The sequence below is a fragment of the Pseudoalteromonas 'SMAR' genome (assembly GCF_048515945.1).
Taxonomy (GTDB): domain Bacteria; phylum Pseudomonadota; class Gammaproteobacteria; order Enterobacterales; family Alteromonadaceae; genus Pseudoalteromonas.
In genome coordinates this window covers 126022-146308 of record NZ_JBLWMW010000005.1, presented here as the reverse complement: position 1 = coordinate 146308, position 20287 = coordinate 126022, and the positions used below count along the sequence as shown (strand labels likewise).

Annotated in this window: 16 protein-coding genes and 1 pseudogene; 12 read left to right on the top strand and 5 right to left on the bottom strand. The window is 45.1% G+C overall.

Annotation, left to right across the window (positions count from 1 at the left end; genetic code table 11):
• Window positions 1–44: 44 nt before the first annotated feature.
• The 3 genes and pseudogenes from ACNKW2_RS04190 to ACNKW2_RS04180 form a co-directional block, all read left to right on the top strand.
• Window positions 45–302, top strand: a pseudogene (locus tag ACNKW2_RS04190) (PhoH family protein); the annotation flags it as partial.
• Window positions 303–370: 68 nt separating this feature from the next.
• Window positions 371–4087: a PAS domain-containing sensor histidine kinase gene (locus tag ACNKW2_RS04185; RefSeq protein ID WP_419147404.1), complete on the top strand. Its 3717-nt coding sequence runs from the start codon at window positions 371–373 to the stop codon at window positions 4085–4087.
• Window positions 4074–5000, top strand: a complete 927-nt coding sequence (locus ACNKW2_RS04180; protein ID WP_419147403.1) for a diguanylate cyclase domain-containing protein — start codon at window positions 4074–4076, stop codon at window positions 4998–5000. Before ACNKW2_RS04185 ends, ACNKW2_RS04180 begins: the two co-directional genes overlap by 14 nt.
• A gap of 28 nt (window positions 5001–5028) precedes the next feature.
• Here ACNKW2_RS04180 and ACNKW2_RS04175 read toward each other — a convergent pair whose 3' ends face one another.
• Window positions 5029–5409 (bottom strand): DUF3192 domain-containing protein, encoded by a 381-nt coding sequence (locus ACNKW2_RS04175; protein ID WP_336569020.1) that lies wholly within the window; start codon window positions 5407–5409, stop codon window positions 5029–5031.
• Between the two features lie 196 nt (window positions 5410–5605).
• Window positions 5606–6553, bottom strand: a complete 948-nt coding sequence (locus ACNKW2_RS04170; RefSeq protein WP_336569022.1) for a D-2-hydroxyacid dehydrogenase — start codon at window positions 6551–6553, stop codon at window positions 5606–5608.
• A gap of 91 nt (window positions 6554–6644) precedes the next feature.
• On the opposite strand from ACNKW2_RS04170, the gene zntR reads away from it, so the two are divergent.
• The 3 genes from zntR (at window position 6645) to ACNKW2_RS04155 (ending at window position 9521) form a co-directional block, all read left to right on the top strand.
• The gene (zntR, locus tag ACNKW2_RS04165) at window positions 6645–7052 is read left to right on the top strand and encodes a Zn(2+)-responsive transcriptional regulator (protein ID WP_336569024.1); all 408 of its coding nucleotides are present in this window, start codon (window positions 6645–6647) and stop codon (window positions 7050–7052) included.
• Window positions 7045–8256, top strand: coding sequence for an SO_0444 family Cu/Zn efflux transporter (locus ACNKW2_RS04160; RefSeq protein ID WP_419147402.1), 1212 nt, complete (start codon window positions 7045–7047; stop codon window positions 8254–8256). The genes zntR and ACNKW2_RS04160 overlap by 8 nt, the downstream gene beginning before the upstream one ends.
• Before the next feature lie 167 nt (window positions 8257–8423).
• Complete coding sequence (locus tag ACNKW2_RS04155) at window positions 8424–9521, top strand: lysophospholipid acyltransferase family protein (protein ID WP_419147401.1); 1098 nt, start codon at window positions 8424–8426, stop codon at window positions 9519–9521.
• Between the two features lie 66 nt (window positions 9522–9587).
• Here ACNKW2_RS04155 and ACNKW2_RS04150 read toward each other — a convergent pair whose 3' ends face one another.
• Window positions 9588–10130 carry a GNAT family N-acetyltransferase gene (locus ACNKW2_RS04150; RefSeq protein ID WP_419147400.1) on the bottom strand — a complete coding sequence of 181 codons (543 nt, stop codon included), beginning with the start codon at window positions 10128–10130 and terminating at the stop codon, window positions 9588–9590.
• A 140-nt stretch (window positions 10131–10270) separates the two neighbouring features.
• On the opposite strand from ACNKW2_RS04150, the gene ACNKW2_RS04145 reads away from it, so the two are divergent.
• The gene (locus ACNKW2_RS04145; RefSeq protein ID WP_419147399.1) at window positions 10271–10936 is read left to right on the top strand and encodes a tRNA-uridine aminocarboxypropyltransferase; all 666 of its coding nucleotides are present in this window, start codon (window positions 10271–10273) and stop codon (window positions 10934–10936) included.
• A 984-nt stretch (window positions 10937–11920) separates the two neighbouring features.
• Here the strand turns inward: ACNKW2_RS04145 and ACNKW2_RS04140 are convergent.
• Window positions 11921–13765: a hypothetical protein gene (locus tag ACNKW2_RS04140; RefSeq protein WP_419147398.1), complete on the bottom strand. Its 1845-nt coding sequence runs from the start codon at window positions 13763–13765 to the stop codon at window positions 11921–11923.
• Between the two features lie 198 nt (window positions 13766–13963).
• Between ACNKW2_RS04140 and ACNKW2_RS04135 the strand changes: the two genes are divergently transcribed.
• From ACNKW2_RS04135 to ACNKW2_RS04120, 4 genes are read left to right on the top strand one after another with little or no spacing between them, the layout of a single operon-like run.
• On the top strand, window positions 13964–14968 hold the full coding sequence (locus ACNKW2_RS04135; protein ID WP_419147397.1) for a Fe(3+) ABC transporter substrate-binding protein: 1005 nt from the start codon (window positions 13964–13966) through the stop codon (window positions 14966–14968).
• The gene (locus ACNKW2_RS04130) at window positions 14968–16599 is read left to right on the top strand and encodes an ABC transporter permease (RefSeq protein ID WP_419147396.1); all 1632 of its coding nucleotides are present in this window, start codon (window positions 14968–14970) and stop codon (window positions 16597–16599) included. Before ACNKW2_RS04135 ends, ACNKW2_RS04130 begins: the two co-directional genes overlap by 1 nt.
• Window positions 16600–17631 carry an ABC transporter ATP-binding protein gene (locus tag ACNKW2_RS04125; RefSeq protein WP_419147395.1) on the top strand — a complete coding sequence of 344 codons (1032 nt, stop codon included), beginning with the start codon at window positions 16600–16602 and terminating at the stop codon, window positions 17629–17631.
• A gap of 29 nt (window positions 17632–17660) precedes the next feature.
• Window positions 17661–18575 carry a Dyp-type peroxidase gene (locus ACNKW2_RS04120; RefSeq protein WP_336569033.1) on the top strand — a complete coding sequence of 305 codons (915 nt, stop codon included), beginning with the start codon at window positions 17661–17663 and terminating at the stop codon, window positions 18573–18575.
• Between the two features lie 24 nt (window positions 18576–18599).
• Here the strand turns inward: ACNKW2_RS04120 and argR are convergent, their stop codons facing one another.
• Window positions 18600–19067 carry a transcriptional regulator ArgR gene (gene argR / locus ACNKW2_RS04115; RefSeq protein ID WP_336569035.1) on the bottom strand — a complete coding sequence of 156 codons (468 nt, stop codon included), beginning with the start codon at window positions 19065–19067 and terminating at the stop codon, window positions 18600–18602.
• A gap of 245 nt (window positions 19068–19312) precedes the next feature.
• Here argR and mdh point away from each other — a divergent pair, with 245 nt between their 5' ends.
• The gene (mdh, locus tag ACNKW2_RS04110) at window positions 19313–20245 is read left to right on the top strand and encodes a malate dehydrogenase (protein WP_336569036.1); all 933 of its coding nucleotides are present in this window, start codon (window positions 19313–19315) and stop codon (window positions 20243–20245) included.
• Window positions 20246–20287 lie beyond the last annotated feature (42 nt).

Genomic DNA, 20287 nt, shown 5'->3' with positions numbered 1-20287 from the left:
AACTTTTTTGTTCAAGTTTATTAAGGGTATGATAGTATTATATCAATTCGGGGGTAATTTTAGATGAAAGCCAAAACTTAACCGCATCGCAACTGAAGACCATTATTACCCGCTGTGGTGAAGGCACTAAGTTAATTTGTACCGGTAACTTGGCGCAAATAGACAGTAACTATTTAACCCCAGTGACCTCTGGTTTAACTTATATTGTTGAGCGTTTTAAACATTTTGAAGGCAGTGCCACGATTAACTTAAATGGAGTCGTCAGAAGTAGGCTGGCAAGTTTTGCTGAAGAGAATTTATAACTTGCCTTGAATGAGTTGGCTCGTTACCCTTTATTTACAAATAGTAAAAAATGGGAACGAGCCACTTCATGGATGCGACAAAAGAGTTTTTACCGCTAAAAAGTTACCGCAAGGGCATTTTAGTCGCTGTTGTTATTCCTATTCTGTTGGTTCTTATACTCGCTTACCATCTCTATCAAATTAAATTAGAACAGCAATACAATATTCGCTTTGGTCAGTATGAGTACGTTAGTCAGCAACTTAAACAAGAGTTTTATGCTGCACATACGGTGCTAGATAGCATTGCTGTTAACCTAGCCAGACCCATTTCATTTCAACGGCCGCCCCATTGGCTGGACGATATTGAGCAGCGCCCGCAACATTTTTATCACCAACTCCCAAGCAACGGGGGAGAAATTGTCGGTCAAGGTCAAGTCTCGGAAGCACTCTTCGCCACTAAGCAGTGGCAAACGGTTCTTTCACTGAATACGGCTTTTGATGCCGCTTTAGCGCTGCAAGGTGGCTTGTATGCCATCGCTTATGTGAACGATCAGGGCTTTACCTTTGTTAAACGTCGCGATACCACCAGTAGTCATTTTATTACCCAGCTAATACAGGGGCGCTTTAAGCCCGATTTTAGTCGTGGCGATATTGTAGTTGGCTCACCTGTAGAACTATTTGACCAGCAACTGTTTGCTTTAGGAAAGAAAATATCGTCTTTGGATGACAGTCATATTTTGATGATTTACAGCAGTAATATCATTGATTTATGGCTACAAAACATTGGTTCATTAGATGGTGTCATGGAGCTTAGAAACCAAAGTGGTGAACTGATCGCCGGCCAGGATTACCAGCACAATAACGACAATACTTTAAGTTCAGCAGTGCCGTGGCAGCATGGCTTGCACTTTTTCGCCAAACCGGCAAAAGAACCCATCAGTTTGAACTACCATGAAAGCTACGCCCAGTTTGCTGCGCCCATTCAACGGGAAGTGTTGCTAGAGTTGGGGCTATTGTTATTTTTTATTCTATTTACGTTTACCATGATAGTTTGGCTTAGTGGGCAAATTTTTGTGCGACCACTGAAGCATTTCGTCAATTACCTGTCGTTGCAAGAGCATGCACCGAAAAAGACTTTGGAATATCCCATTCCACAAGATTGGCAACCCTGGTTTGTGCAAGTGAAGCAAGTGGTGGAGCAAAAGTCGCGGTTGATGCAAGCGCTGAAAAAACACAATCAAGAATTAGATGACGAAGTAAAACGCAAACAACAAGCACTGAAGCAAAGCTATGAGGCAAAAGAGCGGCAGGCGGCCTTGCTCAATGCCGTACTCGATACCGTTCCCGACATCATTTATTTTAAAAACATTGATGGCTCATTTATTGGTTGTAATTTGGCTTTTGAGCAATTTATGGGGGTAAAAAAGGCCGAGCTTGTCGCCCGTACGCAACCTGAGGTCACCTCTGGGCTCAGCGTTTTTTTGCAACAAGAGGCATTAATGGCAGAGCGTCAAGAACAAGTTGCGACTAACTTTGAGCTTGGCGCTCGAGCCTTTTATTTAACCACAACGCCACTAAAATCAGAAAATAATAAGCTGTTAGGGTGCTTGGGAGTGGCACGTGATGTCACCGCGGCACAAGACGCATACAATGCTTTGCGAGACTCGGAGGAGAACTTTAGAGCTGCGACAGAGTTTGCGCCGAACGGGGTTATTTTGGCTGCAATTGACGGCAAAATCTTGGAAATGAACAAGGCTGCTAAACGCTTTTTGTCACTGACTAAAGACTGCGGAGAGCGCCGACTAGATAGACTGTTTGATGAGCAAAACTGGCATGCTTTGCAAGCGATATTAACCGACTTACTGGGTGAGAAGAAAAAGGTAGCTAATTATACGGTGGCGCAATCGGGAGAGTATAACTGGCTACAGCTGAGTATTTCTTTGGTTTGGGATAACGACCAGCAGCCTAAATACTACGTGATGCATATCCAAAACATCACCAGTTTACTGTTGGCTAAGCAAGAGGCGGAGCGTGCGACACTGGCAAAAAGCCGCTTTATTGCCAATATTAGTCATGAAATTCGCACCCCCATTAACGCTATTTTGGGATTGGCGGATATGATCCAGAGTGACTCGCTGAGTAAGCTGCAGCAACAAAAGCTCACTCAGCTTTCTGGTGCCGCCACCGAGTTGCTGACCATGCTCAATAGTATTTTAGAATTTGCCAAGGTAGAGAGCCATCAGGGCACCATTGTCCATGAAACCTTTCAAACCAGCCAAGCACTCAATGCCATAGAGTCACTGATCAAACCCTTGTGTTTACAAAAAGGCTTAACCTTTGCAATGACGGTGGACCCTGAAGTTTGGCCTTACCTTTATAGTGATGAGGATAAAATTAAACAGATCTTAGTTAACTTACTGAGTAATGCCGTGAAATACACAGGCAAAGGGACCGTTGGTTTAACGATTACTCAAGTTAATGATGAAACGGCCAAGCAGACCCTTAAGTTTGCCGTATGGGACACCGGAGTGGGGATCAAAGCCGAGCAAATAGAGCACTTATTTGATGCCTTTACTCAGGGGGATGAAAGCTTTACTCGAAAACATGAAGGGATCGGCTTAGGGCTGGCCATTGTGAAACAAGAAGTGGCACTACTTGGCGGTGAAATTCAAGTAGACTCCACCCCAGAGCAGGGCAGCTGTTTCTATTTTGAGCTGCAACTGGATAAGGGCGCATGCCCATTAGTGGAGCCGAAAAAAGACGTGTTTTGTTTGCTCAGTGATGAGCCGCTTCCGAGTTATTTTTCCGGTATTGCTGCCACTGTCTCGTTATCAGAGTGGCAACAACGACCGCGAAAATTAGAAAAACCCATTTTGGTGGTGCCGCCATCATTGACTGAGCAAGTCGCCAACGCCAATTTAGCCAGTTCAGCCATTGTGCTTCATGGTGATAACGAGCTGCTTGAGCAGAGCAACAACATTGTGCTAAATCAAGCCGTGTTTTACCAAGCCGCTTATACTTGGTTAGCTGAATATGGTCATATGACGCAAACGGCTGAGCAAGGCTGTGCTCAGGTTGCAGGGATTTTATGTTTAATTGTTGATGATAACCGACTTAATTTAGATATTAGTGAAAACATGCTGGCGCATAACGGCATTACTACGGTGGGGCTGTCTTCTGCCGAGCAACTGAATTCAGTGTGCGAGACCCTGCATCCCGATATTGTGTTAATGGATATTCACATGCCAGACATTGATGGCTATCAAGCGACACAGTCGTTACGCCAGCGCTGGACAGCACAGCAGCTCCCTATCATTGCCCTGACGGCCAATGTCAGCAAAGAAGAAAAAAATAAAGCCATGGAAGTGGGCATGAATGACTACTTAGTCAAACCCATTAATGGGGAACAGGCATGCAAAGCGTTAGCAGCAGAATTAAGCGAAGAAGTCATCAACCTGGAGCCTTTTTTTGATTATGAATTTGCCTTGTCACAAATGATGCAAAATGAGCGCTTCTTACAAACAATGCTAGATAAGTTTGCTAAGCTTTGCCGAGAGTATCTAGATAAACTCGCTGCTGTGGAGCAGGGGGAAGCGCTATTCGAGTTGGCTCATGGTATTAAAGGAGCCGCAGCCGGGCTTGGCTTTAAACGCCTCGCAAAAGCCGCCAAAGACTTAGAATCACGCAGTAAAACACTAACAATAATAACGAGTCGCACAGAGCTTGCTGAACTAGAAAAGGCATTATCTCAAGTTATGTGCTTCATCGAGCTAAAAAAGGTAGCCGTTGAAGATGCAGCCAGTTGAAAATATCTTAATTATCGACGATGACCCAATCAACACTATGGTGTTAAAAAACACCCTAGGTGAAGACTATCAGCTTTGCTTTTCTACTGCTCAAGAGCTTGATCTTAGTATATTGCAGCAGCACAGTATTGATCTGGTGATATTAGGTGTGCTTATTACCGAGGGGGATGGTTTTACCGTTCTTGAAATACTCAAAAAAGACCCGGTAACTTACAGTATTCCAGTGATTGTGATCTCCTCAAGTGTGAGCTTTAAAGATGAGGCTCGAGGCTTACAACTGGGCGCGGTTGATTATATTACGAAGCCATTTAACCCCTTGGTGATTAAAGCGCGAATTAAAAACCATCTGGCTATAAAAAAGAAAAATGACTTATTAGAAAAGCTCGCTGCCGTTGACGGTCTCACCGAACTGCCGAATCGCCGTTATCTTGATGAGCAGATGCATCTGGTTTTGCAACAGGCTCAAGCACAGCAGAGTAGTTTTGCGGTGATGCTGGTGGAGGTGGATTATTTTAAGAAATACAATGAGCACTATGGTTATATGCAAGGTGATGAGTGCTTATTTAAAGTGGCTAGAGCTTTAGAGTATGAAGCAAAACAGTGGGATGTAACCATAGGTCGCTTTGATGGCACGCGGTTTGCGCTGGTGCTGTCTCATGTCGACGTCACAAAGCTAAAAGGGTTGGCGCAAGCGCTACAAGCTGCGGTAGCTGAGTTAGCGGTGCCGCACCAAACTTCGCCGATTTGTGCCCATGTGAGTGTCAGTATTGGGGTTGTGCATGTAAATGAGCATGCTGGTCATACGCTGGAAAAGCTAGTTGCTACGGCAGACAGCGCGCTGGCAAAAGCACAAGCGCAACAACTGCCATTGTTTATTGCTGCCCTTGAGCAAAATAGCGGGATGCTAAGTTAACTGGCACCCCGCAGCAAAGTGAGCGCTGTTATTTAATTTGAGCGAGGGCATTGTCGCCGTAGCCAATCAGTTTTTGGTTTTTAAATACTAGCGGCGTACATTCGTCTTTGGTTACTTTACCATCAGAGTGCTTGCTATTTGTGGCATAGTATAAAACCTGGTAACTGTCACCGTCTTTGCTTACCAGCTCAGTAAAGTTTGGTGTCTTAAACAGCTCTTTCACCGTTTTAAAGTCAGCGCCCACTTCAAGTTCAGAAATTTTCTCACGGTTTTGTTTTTGTTGATGCTGCCAGCTTGATGAGTTGTAGTCTGATGCCCAGCCATGATCAACCTCGCCATCAGACACAGCCACAATGCAACCTGATAGAAGTGTGGAGCTTAGCGCAGCAATGAGTAATACTTTTTTCATTGTTATTTCCTTTGTAAATGACCCACCCCATGAGTGGGGAAATGATTTCGTTATTGAGTTTACAGCAAAGAGTTTGCCAAAAATTTAAATCCTTTAAAAAACATGGGTTTAGTTATTTTGTTTGCTGGTTGAATTTATTTTTCCACTAACTATTAGCGAAATTCATCAACAAGTTGAGGAGTTTCGCTAATGTACTTTAGGCAACTCGGTTACGCTGCTCGCCTTGCTTAAACGCCCGAATATTAGCGGCAATTTCATTGACCAAGCGGATAATGGCTTCTTGGCTTGCCCAGGCGGTGTGCGGTGTTAATAGTAAATTGTCACCTTGATACTGCAGCAATGGATTGTCTGGCTGTGCCGGCTCTTGCGAAAGCACATCGACGGCGGCACCAGCGATTTGGCCTTGTTGTAATGCTTGAGCCAGGTCGTATTCATTAATGATGCCACCGCGAGCCGTATTTATGATCACGGCGGACTCTGGAATAAGTGCTAAGGTGTCGGCTGCAATTAGGTCGTTGGTTTCACTGGTCAATGGACAGTGCACTGAAACAATATCAGCTTTAGCTAATGCTTGTGTAAACGCTTGGCGTCCAGAACGCACTTCAGTGGCCCCTTTGCGCTCTGCGATAATGACATTGGCACCAAAGGCGTCGGCAACGCGAGCAACGGCTTGACCCAGCGCACCATAGCCAACAATAACAAAATTTTTGTTATGTATTTCGGCAATGGGGTAATCTAAACGACAAAAGATATCGCTTTGCTGCCAGCGTCCCGCTTGGCAGTCTTGCTGGTAGCGGTGAATATTAGTAAGTAGGTTACCCAACATAGTAAAAGTATGCTGAACCACCGATGGCGTGGAATACCCAGCAACATTGGTAACGGCAACTTGTTGCGCTTTGGCGGCATCCAAATCGACGTTATTGACGCCTGTCGCGGCCACACAAATTAGCTTAAGCTTGGCAAGTTGCGCTAATGACGTGGCATCTAGCTTAACCTTATTGGTAACAATCACTTCTGCGTGCTGACATCGCTCCAGCAGTTGCTCGCTGTTAGTCGTTTGATACACAGTGATCTCTCCAAGCTGAGAAAGTGCGCTAAGATCTGTGCCTGCTAGGGTTTTGGCATCGAGTACCACAATTTGCATTATACCTGTCCTTTACTTGACTTTAGAGTTAACTCTAAGGTTTATACTATCATCGTTGACTAGGATATTCTTACCAAACCGGAGGTGTAAAGTGATTAAAATAGGTGAGTTGGCAAAACGCTTAGGCGTGTCTACCGATACTTTGCGGTATTATGAGGCCAATCAGTTATTACAGCCGCAAAGCCGAAGCGCTTCCGGTTATCGCTTGTATGACGAACAAAGTGAAAAGCAGATGCGCTTTATTCTACGCGCTAAAGAGGTTGGCTTTAGCCTCAAAGAAATACAAGATTTACTTAAAATTCAATTTCAAAAACAACAGCACAGCTGTGAGGAAGTGAAAGCGTTGACAATTGCCAAGCGTGATCAAGTGAGAGCGCGGATTGCTGAGCTGACAAAGTTTGAACAATCACTTTCAACTCTGGCACAGCAATGTTGTGGTGGCGAAGAACCGGCGGTCAGCTGTTCCATTTTAACTGCCTTGGAGGCCCTTGATGAGTGAGTTATTGCTAAACTTCTGGCAACTATTTTTAGTATCAGCACCTTGGTTATTACTGGGGTTAATATTGGCAGGGTTGCTCAATGTGTTTATTCCCAAAGATCTACTTCAGCGACACTTAGGACAAGAGGGGTTTTGGACCACAGTCAAAGCTGCCTTGATCGGCGCACCCATGCCATTGTGCTCTTGTGGAGTAATACCTGCCGCCGTTGGACTTAGGCGAGCTGGTGGCTCAAAAAGTGCCACTACGGCCTTTTTAGTCTCTACTCCTGAAACGGGAGTCGACTCGATATCGGTTTCTTATGTTCTGCTGGGACCATTTATGGCGGTTATCCGGCCCATAGCTGCAATATGCAGCGCAATTACCGCTGGAGTATTAGTAGGTAGAGAAAAGCAGGTCTTGTCATCATCAGCAGTTGTGGAGCCGCAAGTAAGTTGCTGCGCTGGTGGCGCTGCTATACCACAAGCCAGCTCGTGTTGCGATACCAATACTACCGCGCAGACGCCGTCCAGTGGTATTGAGGCAACGGCGAGTGACACCGCCTCATGCTGTGCAACGCAAAGTCAAGCAGCGGTGTCCTGTGGCAGCAGTAGTGATACTTCGAGCCAAAGCAGCTGCTGCGAAAGTAAAAGCCCCAGTGAGGCCAACGGCCTCATTACGAAACTCACTGCGGCGCTTACGTTTAGCTGTAACAAGCTGCTATCCGACACGGCGGTGTGGTTGTTAATCGGTTTATTCTTTGCCGCTTTGGTGCAAACCTTTGTACCCGAGTCATTTTTATCGCAATGGGGCAGTGGCATTCTGGCGATGACCGCGATGATCCTCATTAGTATTCCGATGTACATCTGCGCTACGGCGTCAACTCCCATCGCGGCAGGGTTGTTGCTAGCAGGGGTATCCCCTGGCGCCGTGCTGGTATTTATGTTGGCAGGACCAGCTACCAATATTGCAACCATTGGCGTTGTTGGTAAAGAGTTGGGACAACGAGCGGTGTTGGCTTACTTAACCGGTGTGATTGCCGTCGCAGTGCTGTTTGGTTTTATCACCGACTTTTTAGTCGAACGCTTCGGCTTTGTGGTAACGCCCATGATTGGTGAAGAGCATCAGCTCTTGCCAGCTTGGTTAACGTTAGCCATGGGGCTGTTGCTAGCTGCATTGCTACTTCGCTTGGCTATACTCAATTTAGGTAAAGTTGTTAGAAGATAATGAATTATGGTACTTTCTTAGTACCATCAACAGGCCATTGACAAGCATTTTATGTTCCAAGGCTATCGCTTATTTAGGTGGTCAGAGCTGAAATGCTTAGCGCGGCTTTATGTTGCGCGATAGAATGCCTGCCAGTATTCAATAATCCGACAATTTGAGAAGTAAGAGTGGATAAGTACGCTGATATAAGACCCTATAATGATGATGAAGTTGCACCGGCATTAGCTCGCTTAATGGCTGATAATCAGTTTATTGATGTCATTGCCAAATACAATCTCCCAAAGTGGTTGAGTACTTGGCCTGCCATTGCACGTCCGCTGGTGAGAATGAAGCTCAAGAAGAAGTGGGGTGAGGTATCAACTATCGAGCAAGTACAACAGGAAGTTGCCCACTACTTACAGATCCTGATTGATAAAACCACCAGCAAAGTGACTTATTCTGGTTTAGAGACGCTCGACTCTGACACCTCTTATTTGTTTATCTCAAACCACCGCGATATTGTCCTTGACCCCGCTTTAGTGAATTGGGGACTGCATCAGCAGGATATGCGCACGGTACGTATTGCCATTGGAGATAACTTGTTGCAAGTGCCCTATATCACAGAGCTAATGCGCCTCAATAAAAGCTTTATTGTGAAGCGTTCGGCAAAGGCACCAAAAGAAATGTTAAAAGCCCTTAGCCAGCTCTCAGCATATATTTATGATTCGCTATCTGAAGGCAACTCAATTTGGATTGCGCAAAAAGAAGGGCGGGCGAAAGATGGTGTAGACCAAACCGATCCTGCGCTATTAAAAATGCTGCAACTGCATGGTCGTAAACAGAAGCTTGACTTTGCCCAGTACATTAAGCAGTTGAAGATAGTGCCAGTGGCCATTTCGTATCAATACGAACCCTGTGCTATTTCCAAAGCAAAAGAGCTTTACCATAAAAAACAGTATGGTGAATACGTCAAAGCCCAAGGTGAGGATATTGCCAGTATTGTTGAGGGCTTTAGCAGTGACAAAGGACATGTTCACGTGGCTTTTGGCGATCCTATTACCGCAGACGTAGCCAATCCAGACGAGTTGGCCGAGGTGATCGATAAACAAATTTTAGCGCTTTACTATTTGCACTCCACCAACCACCTTGCCGCAGGAGATGACGAGCAAGTAAGTCCTAAAGATAAAGAGGACTTTATCTCTAAGTTGGAGTCAGTGCCAGAAGAGCTGCAACAGCTGGTTCTTAGTATGTACGCTGAACCACTGCGTCGTAAAGGAACATCATAACACCCCCCTTTGCTGGCCTAGCTGAAAGTGTGTGGTGTACAAAGTTAAAAGCAGGTGGTAACAACCTTACTTAACTTGCAAGGTGTAGTACACCACATCCAAATCACCTAAGGGGTCGTAATGCACCCCTTGTTTAACAAACTCCATGCCGAGTTTAGTCATCACTTTAATTGAGGCTTTATTGCTTGGCATAGCGATGGCGCTAAACTGCTCAATTTCTGGGTTATGAGCGCGCAAATGGGCCATGATATGAGCCGCAGCCTCGGTGGCTAACCCTTTGCCCCATGTTTGCTTTTTAAAGCGCCAACCCAGCTCAATATCTTTGTCATTACGTGTTGCGTCGAAAAAGCCCATAGGCCTGACCAGCAGCCAGCCTAAAAATGCCGAGCTATGAATATCAAAGCAGCCCCATAGGCCCCAGCCTTTGTCTGGGTTCATATAACACGCAAGACGCGGAATAAACGTTTCCTTAATGTCTGTTTCTGAGTGGGGGTGGCCGCCATTAATGAATTTCATCACTTCGGGATCACTGTCTAAATCAGCCAGCAATGACTGATCCGCAGCATTTAAAAGGCGATAGCGTAATCTTGGTGAGGGGGTGATATTCATACTTTCTGATTGTGCTTCAATAATTAAGCTAAAGTGTATCTTAGTTAAGACTGGCAACAAGCGATAAAGTGTAAAAGTTTACGTAGACGCTTGTTTGGCACTTGATTAGAATACGCCGGCACTTTTAGGCGGGGATCACAGTGAAAAACGCAGTATTAGCACTTCGGCAGCGGCAAATTGCGGCTGCACAGCGAGAATATAAAGCCAGAGGCTCGAAGTTGGCCAGGTGTGAGCAATGTTTATTAGCCTCGCACTTGTGTATTTGCGATGGTGTAGAGCCAGCTAACACAGAGTGTGGCGTTTGCCTGCTTATGTATCATAACGAAAGTTTTAAACCTTCAAATACTGGGCGTTTAATTGCGGATGTTATTCCTGATAACCACGCCTTTAGGTGGGACAGAACCGAGCCCGATCCTGAACTACTCGCGCTGCTTAATGATCCACAATACAACCCCATCGTGGTATTTCCTGAGCAAGGGGTGGCACCACAGCGGGTGGTTAAAAGCGTTCCTACACAGCAGGGGAAAAAGCCATTGTTTATCTTTTTAGATGGCACTTGGCGTGAAGCGAAAAAGATGTTTCGTAAAAGCCCTTATTTAGATAGCTTTCCTGTGCTTTCCATTGCACCGCAAAAACTGTCTGACTATAAGCTCAGAATTGCCCCACATGAGCATCAACTTGGCACCGCTGAGGTCGCGTGCGTGCTGTTTGATGAAGCTGGGGAATACGATGCTGCTGAAAAGCTAACGGCTCATTTTATTGATTTTAGAGACGCTTATTTAAAGGGCAAGCGAAGCAAGCTATAAGCCATAAGAAGAGCGCGACCCACCAAGGTGAGTCGCGCTAACGGAATCTTCTAACTGCATCCTGCAAAGTTGAGGGTATCAACGTCCTGAATTTGTCCTCATCCATGGTATCGCTTGGTGTTGTGTTTCTGCGAATAAGAGCAACTAGCCCTGTGTCCATTAAACCTTATTACGTCCGCTGTGTTGTCCGTTAGGATTCCTGTACCTTCTGAGCTCATCCAGAAGCTCGCTTTTCCTTACTTGTGACTTCCCAAGTCACAGTGCCAGAACCAAGTACAACTTAGTATTCCATTGACACCTATAGCCACGTGAAGCTGGCTTTTTGCAGCAAACAAAGTGGTGCGGCAAGTGAACATCCATGTACCTAAAGTTTGCCAGTACCTCCTATGTACTGTCCTTTTTCATCCTTAACCAACTGTAATTCCATTACAGTAACGCTAACCATCAGCGTATTGGCTTCTCCCCTTGAAGCGTTCCAAGGCTCTGCTTGAGCCTACCTTTACCCTGTATTGCCATCACACCTTGTGATGTGCGCCTTCGCTCTGATTAACCAACAATCCATTGTGGTAACCATTCCAGTGGTTTTCCTACCCTGAGCAAATTCCAATCGTCCTGTAGTGCTCTTCATGAGACACATAAAGTATATGCCGGAGAGAGAAAAATGCGGGGTACAAAAAGTAATCTAACTTTGTTTCTGAGTTAGAGAAAAAATAAAAGTCATTATATTTCAGTGTTTTGTGGGGTTTTGGCTGGTTATTTACACTACATTTTACTCAATAACTGTCAACTAAGTGAGAGATATCTCACAAGCATAACGACTCTTGACGTCGTGTACTCTATTAGAAGAAGTAATGATCAATAACTTTGCCTAAAATGCGTTTTAGCTTCAGGGTTATTTAGGAGGAGGCACTAAAGTTGTTGCTACTTAAGTGCCTAGTACGGTCTTTCAATGGAGCATAAAGCCATGCTCATAATTCTCTGAAGTTAAATATTTTTTGCTATTAATTCAGACTTTAAAAGCCCACCTTTAGTGAATAGTTTCGCTGAAAACTTTGGATTTCTTCTTGCCTTGTAAGCATCCAGAATACGTTTTAGGCCGTCAGCTTCCAATAAAGAAATGTTTACCTCGGTATCCATTTCTGCGCTTTCAACGAAGTCATCGGAAAAGGAAGGAGCTACTATTAGTACTTGAGCGACGCGTTTACCTGCCTGCTCACAGCGGTTTGCGTAGGCTTTAACTTGACGTGATGTTGTCGAGTATTTCGCAAAGTCGCCGTTCTTACAGGTCTTTGCTTCACTAATAATAACATCATCTTCGCTGAGCGATATGATCACATCCGCTTTATCTTTAGATGTATTGATTGAACGTCGCAGATCCTCGTCGACTGCAAGCCCAAGCTGCTCGAATATTGCTTTTGTGACTTCTTCGAATTTAACACCTATATCCGATTCCGCTATTTCGATGTTGTCAGCCTTTAGTTGAGCAAGATTGCGTTTGGCTAGCGCTTCATAATTGTCTATCAGTTTGTCAGTTGCATCTGCAAAGCTATTCAAAATATTTAGACGAAGATTTCCACGTTTTTTAATGCCCATACTCTCAACAACAGCTTTGACTTCTTCATTGGTAAGCATATAAAGAATGTCATATGGTGTAATGCTTAATGCGCGAAGTTTCTCAACATCAAGTTCTTCTTGAGGTTCGAGTTCAAACTCGTGTTTCAGCACATCTGATAAAGAAGGAAAGTGGCTTTGTAAAGCAGAAAAAAGCTCTTTAAAACCCGTTGCACTCAGTGCATTGAATTCACGCTCGGTACAAATGTTAAGAGAATGAAGAATTATAGATGAACGTTCTTCTAGAGTTGTGCCTAGTTTGTCCAAGTCCAAGTCTAAGTCGTGGATGAGAGTCTTCAGACGCTCTTTCCTATCATTCAGCGATGTGTCTTCATTGTACAAGTCTTGTTGAAGAATCTGTGTAACAGGCACGCCAAGTTTCATTATGTTCAGGATTTTCCGCTTACGTTCAATACCACGAATTTTCTTTCTATGGTTTTTAAGAATATTAGAAAGCTCTGCATCACTAAATGTGCGCAAAATTCTTAATAAGTGCTTGTCAGCAAGTTCTTTAGATTGCAGGCGGTGTAAAAGGTTAACTATCTCATCGGGTACATATACTGTTTGGCGTTTTCTACTCACGAAAATTAGACCAATCTCCCGAAGCTCATTGAGAGCATCCTGAACGCCATTTTTAGGGATCATATCGATGAGGTGTTCAATGCCAGCTTGATCGTCAGCTGTTACATCGAGTTTTTTTGCCAGTACATTCAAGATGCCTCGTTCATCGTCAGTGATCTTTGATTCTCGATTACTTCGCTCATCGTTGCAATAAGCTTCTTGCAAACATGAATAGTAAATTCCTAGACGCTTTCCATCTGTGAAAGTCTCACCATCTTCTACAGTTTCTATTTCTGATTTCAACTCGTTTGCACGTGTATCAATTAATGCCCACTCTTTAGCATACAGCGACTCTACCCAGTTTATTCTGGCGATACAGTTGCCATCTCGACTGAGTATATTGGTTAGGAGGGTAGCCTGTGCTCCAAGCATAGCTAATTGTTCGCGAACAGATCTCTCAAAATAGGGGAGTACAATTTTGAAAAGCTGGGTGATATCGGTACTTGTAGCATTTTTTATCTGGCCGTCCAGTTTATCCAACTGGGCAGCGATTTTATTGTCGTGCTTAACAACATCATTGCATATGCGATCTATTGCATTAATAAACTTAGATTTTTCAACTTGATTGACTAGTGAAAGAACGCCTGAAAGCTTCATATTACATCCTTGTTTCTGAGTTAGAGAAAACTTTAAGTTACTGTTTATTAATCATACACCTCAACCAAAAAAAAGAAAGTATGGTGCGTTAGCTTCATAAATAGCTGGTAATGGAGTTATTCAAGATTGAGGGTGTAAAAATGTCAGAATATAGGTAGAATTAGTTGATAATAATTATTGTTTCTCTATGGAGTTTACATGAAAAAAGCACTTGTCACTTTACTGGCCACGCTTACGTGTTTGCCTGCTGTTGCTGCAGACGAAGTAAATATTTACTCTTTTCGACAGCCATTCTTAATTCAACCTATTTTGGATGACTTTACTAAACAAACGGGCATTAAAACCAATGTGGTGTTTGCCAAAAAAGGCCTAATTGAACGGGTTAAGCGTGAAGGAAAGCACAGTCGTGCAGACTTGGTGTTAACTTCTAACTTCAGCGCTTTGATCCAACTTGAAGATGAAGGACTAACACAAGAGATCGACAGTGATGTTGTTGATAATAACGTTCCTGCTAAGTTTCGCGATCCAGAAGGGCAGTGGGTTGCCTTAACTAAACGTGTACGTAGTGTTTATTCATCAAAAGAGCGTTTGGGTGAAATGGATTCGCTGACTTATGAAGCGCTCGCTGATGAGCAATATCGTGGCAAAATTTGTACTCGTTCGGGTAAACACCCATACAATCTTGGCTTGGTCGCCTCTATGATTGCGCATCACGGTGAAGCAAAAACCAAAACCTGGCTTGAAGGCGTTAAGGCAAACCTTGCCCGTAAACCACAAGGTAATGACCGCGCCCAAGTGAAAGCGGTTAAAGAAGGGCTGTGCGATTTAGCCATTGGTAACAGCTACTACTACGGCAAAATGATGCAAGATGAACAGCAAAAAGCCTGGGCTGAAGCGGTGAATATCAATTTCCCTAACCAGCAAAATCGTGGTGCTCATGTTAACGTATCTGGCGTGGTCTTGACCAAGCACGCTAAAAATACTGAAAATGCCTTGAAACTGATAGAGTTTATGACGGACAATAAGGCGCAGAACATGTATGCGTCGACGAATATGGAGTACCCAGTAAAACCTGGCGTCGAGTTATCGGAACTTGTGGCATCTTGGGGTGAGTTTAAGGAAGACAGCCTACCATTGTCAGAGATCAGTAAATACCGTCCATTAGCACTCAAGCTAATCGATGAGGTAAAATTTGACCTTTAATGCAACTATCATTACCACTGTCTAAATGGCAGAGTTTTGCGTGGCTGATAGGTTTAGGCCTGTCAGTCCCGCTGATGTTTCTTATTGTTGAGTCATTACAACCCGACTCAGAAGTATTTTCTCACCTTTGGGACACCGTCCTGTGGGATTATGTCGCCAATACCGTCATCCTAATCTTTGGCGTCTGTGTGCTGTGCGCGCTGATTGCGTTACCACTGGGTTGGCTAACCGCTTATTGCGACTTTCCTGGGCGGCGTTTCTTTGAATGGTCACTGATGCTGCCATTGGCCATGCCCACTTACCTTATTGCTTATGTTTATACTGACTTACTGGATTATGCCGGGCCGGTACAAATTGCCCTGCGAGATTGGTTTGGTTGGCAGTCTCCCGATGACTATTGGTTTTTCGATATAAGAACGCTTGCTGGCGCCATTACCATGATTGCTTTGGTGCTCTATCCTTACTTATTTTTGATTTTTAGAACCGCGCTGAGAGAGCAGTCGTTTAAATTAGTGCAAGCGTCTCAGTTAATGGGTAAATCACCAGTAGCGAGCTTTTTTAAAGTTAGTTTGCCTTTATCTCGTGGTGCCATTGTGGCGGGGTTGGCGTTAATTAGCATGGAAAGCATGGCAGACTTTGCCACGGTGCATTACTTTGCGGTAAGTACCCTGACAACCGCGGTCTATGATACTTGGCTGGGGTATTATTCACTTACTGCCGCGGCAAAAATCTCAGGGATCATGCTGCTATTTTTGTTTTTAGCGCTGACCTTAGAGCGCCTTAGTCGCCCCACGCAAGTGGTCCATGAACGCCAAAACACCGTTAACAGCACCACCTTGTATTATTTAAAAGGTCCCTCTGCTTGGCTTGCCAGCGGTTTTTGTGGTTTGGTGTTAACGGTGGCGTTTATTGTGCCAACTTGGGTATTAGCAGACTACGCCGTGAGTTATTTTGACCAAGCGTGGAATGATGCGTTTTTCCTCTATGCTTGGCAAAGTTTAAAAATAGCCTGTTGGGTCAGTCTCGTGTTAATTATTATGAGTATGCTGGTGGTGTTTAATCAGCGAATTAGTAGCGGTAAGCGCACCACCATGCCAGGCAAACTTGCCAGTACAGGGTATGCGTTACCTGGCACCGTATTGGCCATTGCGGTGTTAATTCCACTGACGCTACTTGACGATAAGCTCAATAGTTGGCTAGAAGGCACGGCTTTTGAACCGGGTTTATTGTTCAGCGGCACCTTGTTTGCATTGGTGTTTGCTTACATCGTGCGTTTTTATGCCATCGCCCAAGGAGCGGTTGAGTCCAGCTATCAGCGTATTAGTCCAAGTTTAGACATGGCCAGCTTTTCTCTTGGCCGTAGCCGCTTTAAAACCATGCTAGGGGTGCATTTGCCCTTACTTAGGCGCGGTATCCTCACCGCTGCATTGCTGGTTTTTATTGAGTGTATGAAAGAGCTCCCCGCGGCCTTATTATTGCGCCCATTTAATTACGAAACTCTGGCGACACACGTGTTTCAGTATGTCAGTGACGAGCAGTTAGAATTGGCATCGGTGTCGGCTTTGTTTATTGTGGTGGTGGGCCTCATCCCTCTGTATGTAGTCAATCGTTCTATGGAGCAGCGTAGTTAAATGCATAGTTTAGTGCTTGAAAATCTCTCATATCGTTACGATGGTGAGCCTGTGGTTGACGGCTTAAACCTCAATGTCGAGCAAAACGAGATTGTCTGCTTACTTGGAGCCAGTGGCTGTGGTAAAACCACCACCCTTAAGGCAATAGCGGGGCTGATTGAACCCCATCAAGGCTCTGTGAAGATTCTAGGTAAAGCAATGAATGGCGAAGGGGGCTTTGTGCCGCCACAAAAGCGCAACATTGGCATGATGTTTCAAGACTATGCGCTGTTTCCACACCTGACTGTGGCACAAAACATTGCCTTTGGGTTAACGCAAAAAAACAACCAAGAACGTCGTCAGCGAGTCAATGAAATGCTCGAACTGGTTAGGCTAGAGCAGTTTGGCTCGCGCTATCCTCATGAGTTATCAGGGGGCCAGCAGCAACGCGTTGCCATTGCTCGAGCGTTAGCCTATCGGCCTAATTTATTGCTGCTCGATGAGCCTTTTTCAAATATTGATGCGCAGGTTCGTTTTCAGCTGATCAATGAAATTCGTCAAATCATTAAAAACCAAGCAGTGTCGGCCATTTTTGTCAGTCACTCCAAAGAAGAGGCGTTTGCTTTTGCCGATCGCTTAGCGATTATGGACAAGGGAAAAATTGCTCAGGTTGGAGAGCCGCGCACCTTGTTCCAAAGACCTAACACCAAAATGGTGGCAGAGTTTTTAGGGCAGGGAATTTATATTCCAGCGCAGCGGGTCAATGGCGCGGCGGTAGAAACCCAGTTTGGTGCGGTGCAGTCGTTGATAGAGCTGGGAAATGATAATGCCAAAGGGGAAATGTATTTACGCCCACAGCACGTCACGTTAGAAAACAGCCCTCAAGGCGGTGTCGATATTTTACAGCAGCGCTTTATGGGTACTGAGTACATTTATCGTGTTGCTCTTCAGGGACAAGAGCTGGAAGTGGCGCATCCTGCCAGCGATCCACTGGACTTAAATCAACCTGTCTCTTTAAAAATTAAGGCACATGCTGTAAATTTCTTTTCTTAACAGTAAATGAATAGAACAGGGAGTAGAGCATGGCGCTTGCCCAATCCGGTGTATGTGCTGAAGCAAACCTACACGGCTTGCATTTGTTCTTCAACGTGCTCGAAGGGCAAGATGAAGCGTTGCGCGCGGCGCTAGCCAATTGTGGGCGTTTACAAGAGGAGTTGGAAGACCGCTTTTCGGAATCCATGTTGTCGAGCTTTGTCGCCGTTGGTGCACAATATTGGCCGCACATTTACCCTGAGTTTATCCCTAAGGGCCTGCACAGTTTCCCCCACTTCCCTCAAGCAGAGCACGCGGTGCATAGCCAGCCGTTCGATTTACTGTATGTTATTCGCTCCGATCGCGAAGACGTGAATCATATTTTTGCGCAAAGCGTACTACACATGCTTAATGGTATGGTGGAGCTGGTGGCCCATGTGCGAGCCTTTCGTTTTTTAGATGGCCGTGACTTTAATGGCTTTATTTATGGCGCCGATACTCCCCGTGGACGTACTAAAAGAGAAGTCGCTTTGGTGCACAACCCCAATGCCGCAGATCACCTCGGTAGCTACATTCACGTTCAACGAGTTAAGTTTGATTTAATGCGCTGGCAAGCGCTGTCGCTCGCTGAGCAAGAGCAACTGATGGGCCGAACTCGCCTCGATAATGACTTACTGTCCGAGCCGAGCGAGTTTAACCATGCGCAAGCAACAGAACTGAAAGATCAGCAGGGTAAACCTCTATTACTGAATCAAAGCATGCCCTTTGGCGATGTCTTTGAACAAGGCAGCCTGTATATGAGCTGCAGTGCCCGAGGCGATGCCTTTGCAGAGGTATTACAAAGTCGCCTAGGGGAGGGCCAGCGCTACGATCCTATTTTGGATTACAGCAGTGCCGACATGGGCTCCGCGTTTTTCGCGCCATCCTTGGAGTTTTTAACCGTGATGGCAAAAATGCCGGAGTGATCCGAACCCGTATTGGTTGCGGGATCAGACGTTATCAAACAGAGTTTTGACTTTGTCGAGGGTAACGTCAATTTCCGAAATTTTCGCAGGTGCGATAAAAATGGTGTCATCACCAGCAATGGTTCCCAATACCCCATCTGCGGTGCCTAGTGAGTCTAGTAATCGAGCGATTAGTTGCGCGGCTCCGGGGCTGGTGCGAATAATGATCATCATTTCATTGTGCATGATGTCAACCACAAGCTGGCGCAGTGGGCTTTTTGCCGTGGGTACACTCATTTCTGCAGGCAGGCAATAAACCATTTCTTGTTTGGCGTTGCGGGTACGAACGGCGCCAAATTTGCTGAGCATACGAGATACTTTACTTTGACTGACATTGTCGAAACCTTGCTCTTTAAGTGCTTCAACAATTTCCCCTTGTGAGCCAGAATTTTCTTCTTTTAAAATGGCTTTAAAGGCTTTGATAAGGGCTTCTTGTTTTTCTTGCGCTTGCATAACTTGTCTTCTTCTACGGCTAATCTTTAAATTCTACACAAAAGCGCCGAAATACCCAACACCGTATCCAGACTCAGCGTACCTAGTTTATCGCTGTAAAGCGCGAAGTGTCACGATCTTTACACTTTTGCTTAAGACATTAGTCAAAAAATCTCGAAAATAAGCGCGATTAATTTGTGTTTACTAGCGCTTTTCATTATCTTTACTGCACACTCAATTCCACCTTCAAATTATGGAGAATTCACATGAAAGTTGCTGTATTAGGTGCCGCTGGCGGTATCGGTCAAGCTCTATCTTTATTGCTAAAAAACGGTCTTCCAGCTGGCTCTGAGTTAGCGCTTTATGACGTTGCACCGGTTGTACCGGGTGTTGCAGTTGACTTATCTCACATCCCAACTGCGGTGAAAGTAGCAGGTTACGGTAAAGACGACCTAGACCCTGCGCTTGCTGGTGCTGATGTGGTACTTATTCCTGCAGGTATGCCGCGTAAGCCGGGCATGGACCGTGCGGATCTATTTAATGTCAATGCGGGCATCATCAAAACGTTGGCAGAAGGCATTGTTAAAAACTGTCCGAAGGCCCTTGTTGGTGTGATCACTAACCCAGTAAACGGCACGGTTCCAATCGTTGCTGAAGTATTCAAAAAAGCAGGTACTTATGACCCAGCTCGCGTATTCGGTGTAACGACACTTGACGTTATCCGTGCAGAAACTTTCATCGCTGAGCTAAAAGGCCTAGACGTGTCTGAAGTGAAGATCCCTGTTATTGGTGGTCACTCAGGTACAACGATCCTTCCTCTGCTTTCTCAAGTTGAAGGCGTTGAGTTTACTGATGAAGAAGTTGCGGCACTCACAACGCGTATCCAAAACGCTGGTACTGAAGTGGTTGAAGCAAAAGCCGGTGGCGGCTCTGCGACGCTTTCTATGGGTGCAGCAGCAGCGCGTTTCTGCTTCTCTCTAGTGAAAGGCCTACAGGGTGAAGAAGTACTAGAGTACGCTTATGTACAAGGTAACACTGGCGACGCTGAGTTCTTCGCACAACCAGTTGTACTTGGTAAAAATGGCGTAGAAAAGCTTCTACCTTACGGTGAGCTAAGCGCGTTTGAGCAAAAAGCAAAAGACGACATGCTAGCGACACTAGAAAAAGACATCAAAGAAGGTGTTGATTTCATGGCATAATTGCCAAATCGATACAAAAAACCAGTCATTTCATATGAAGTG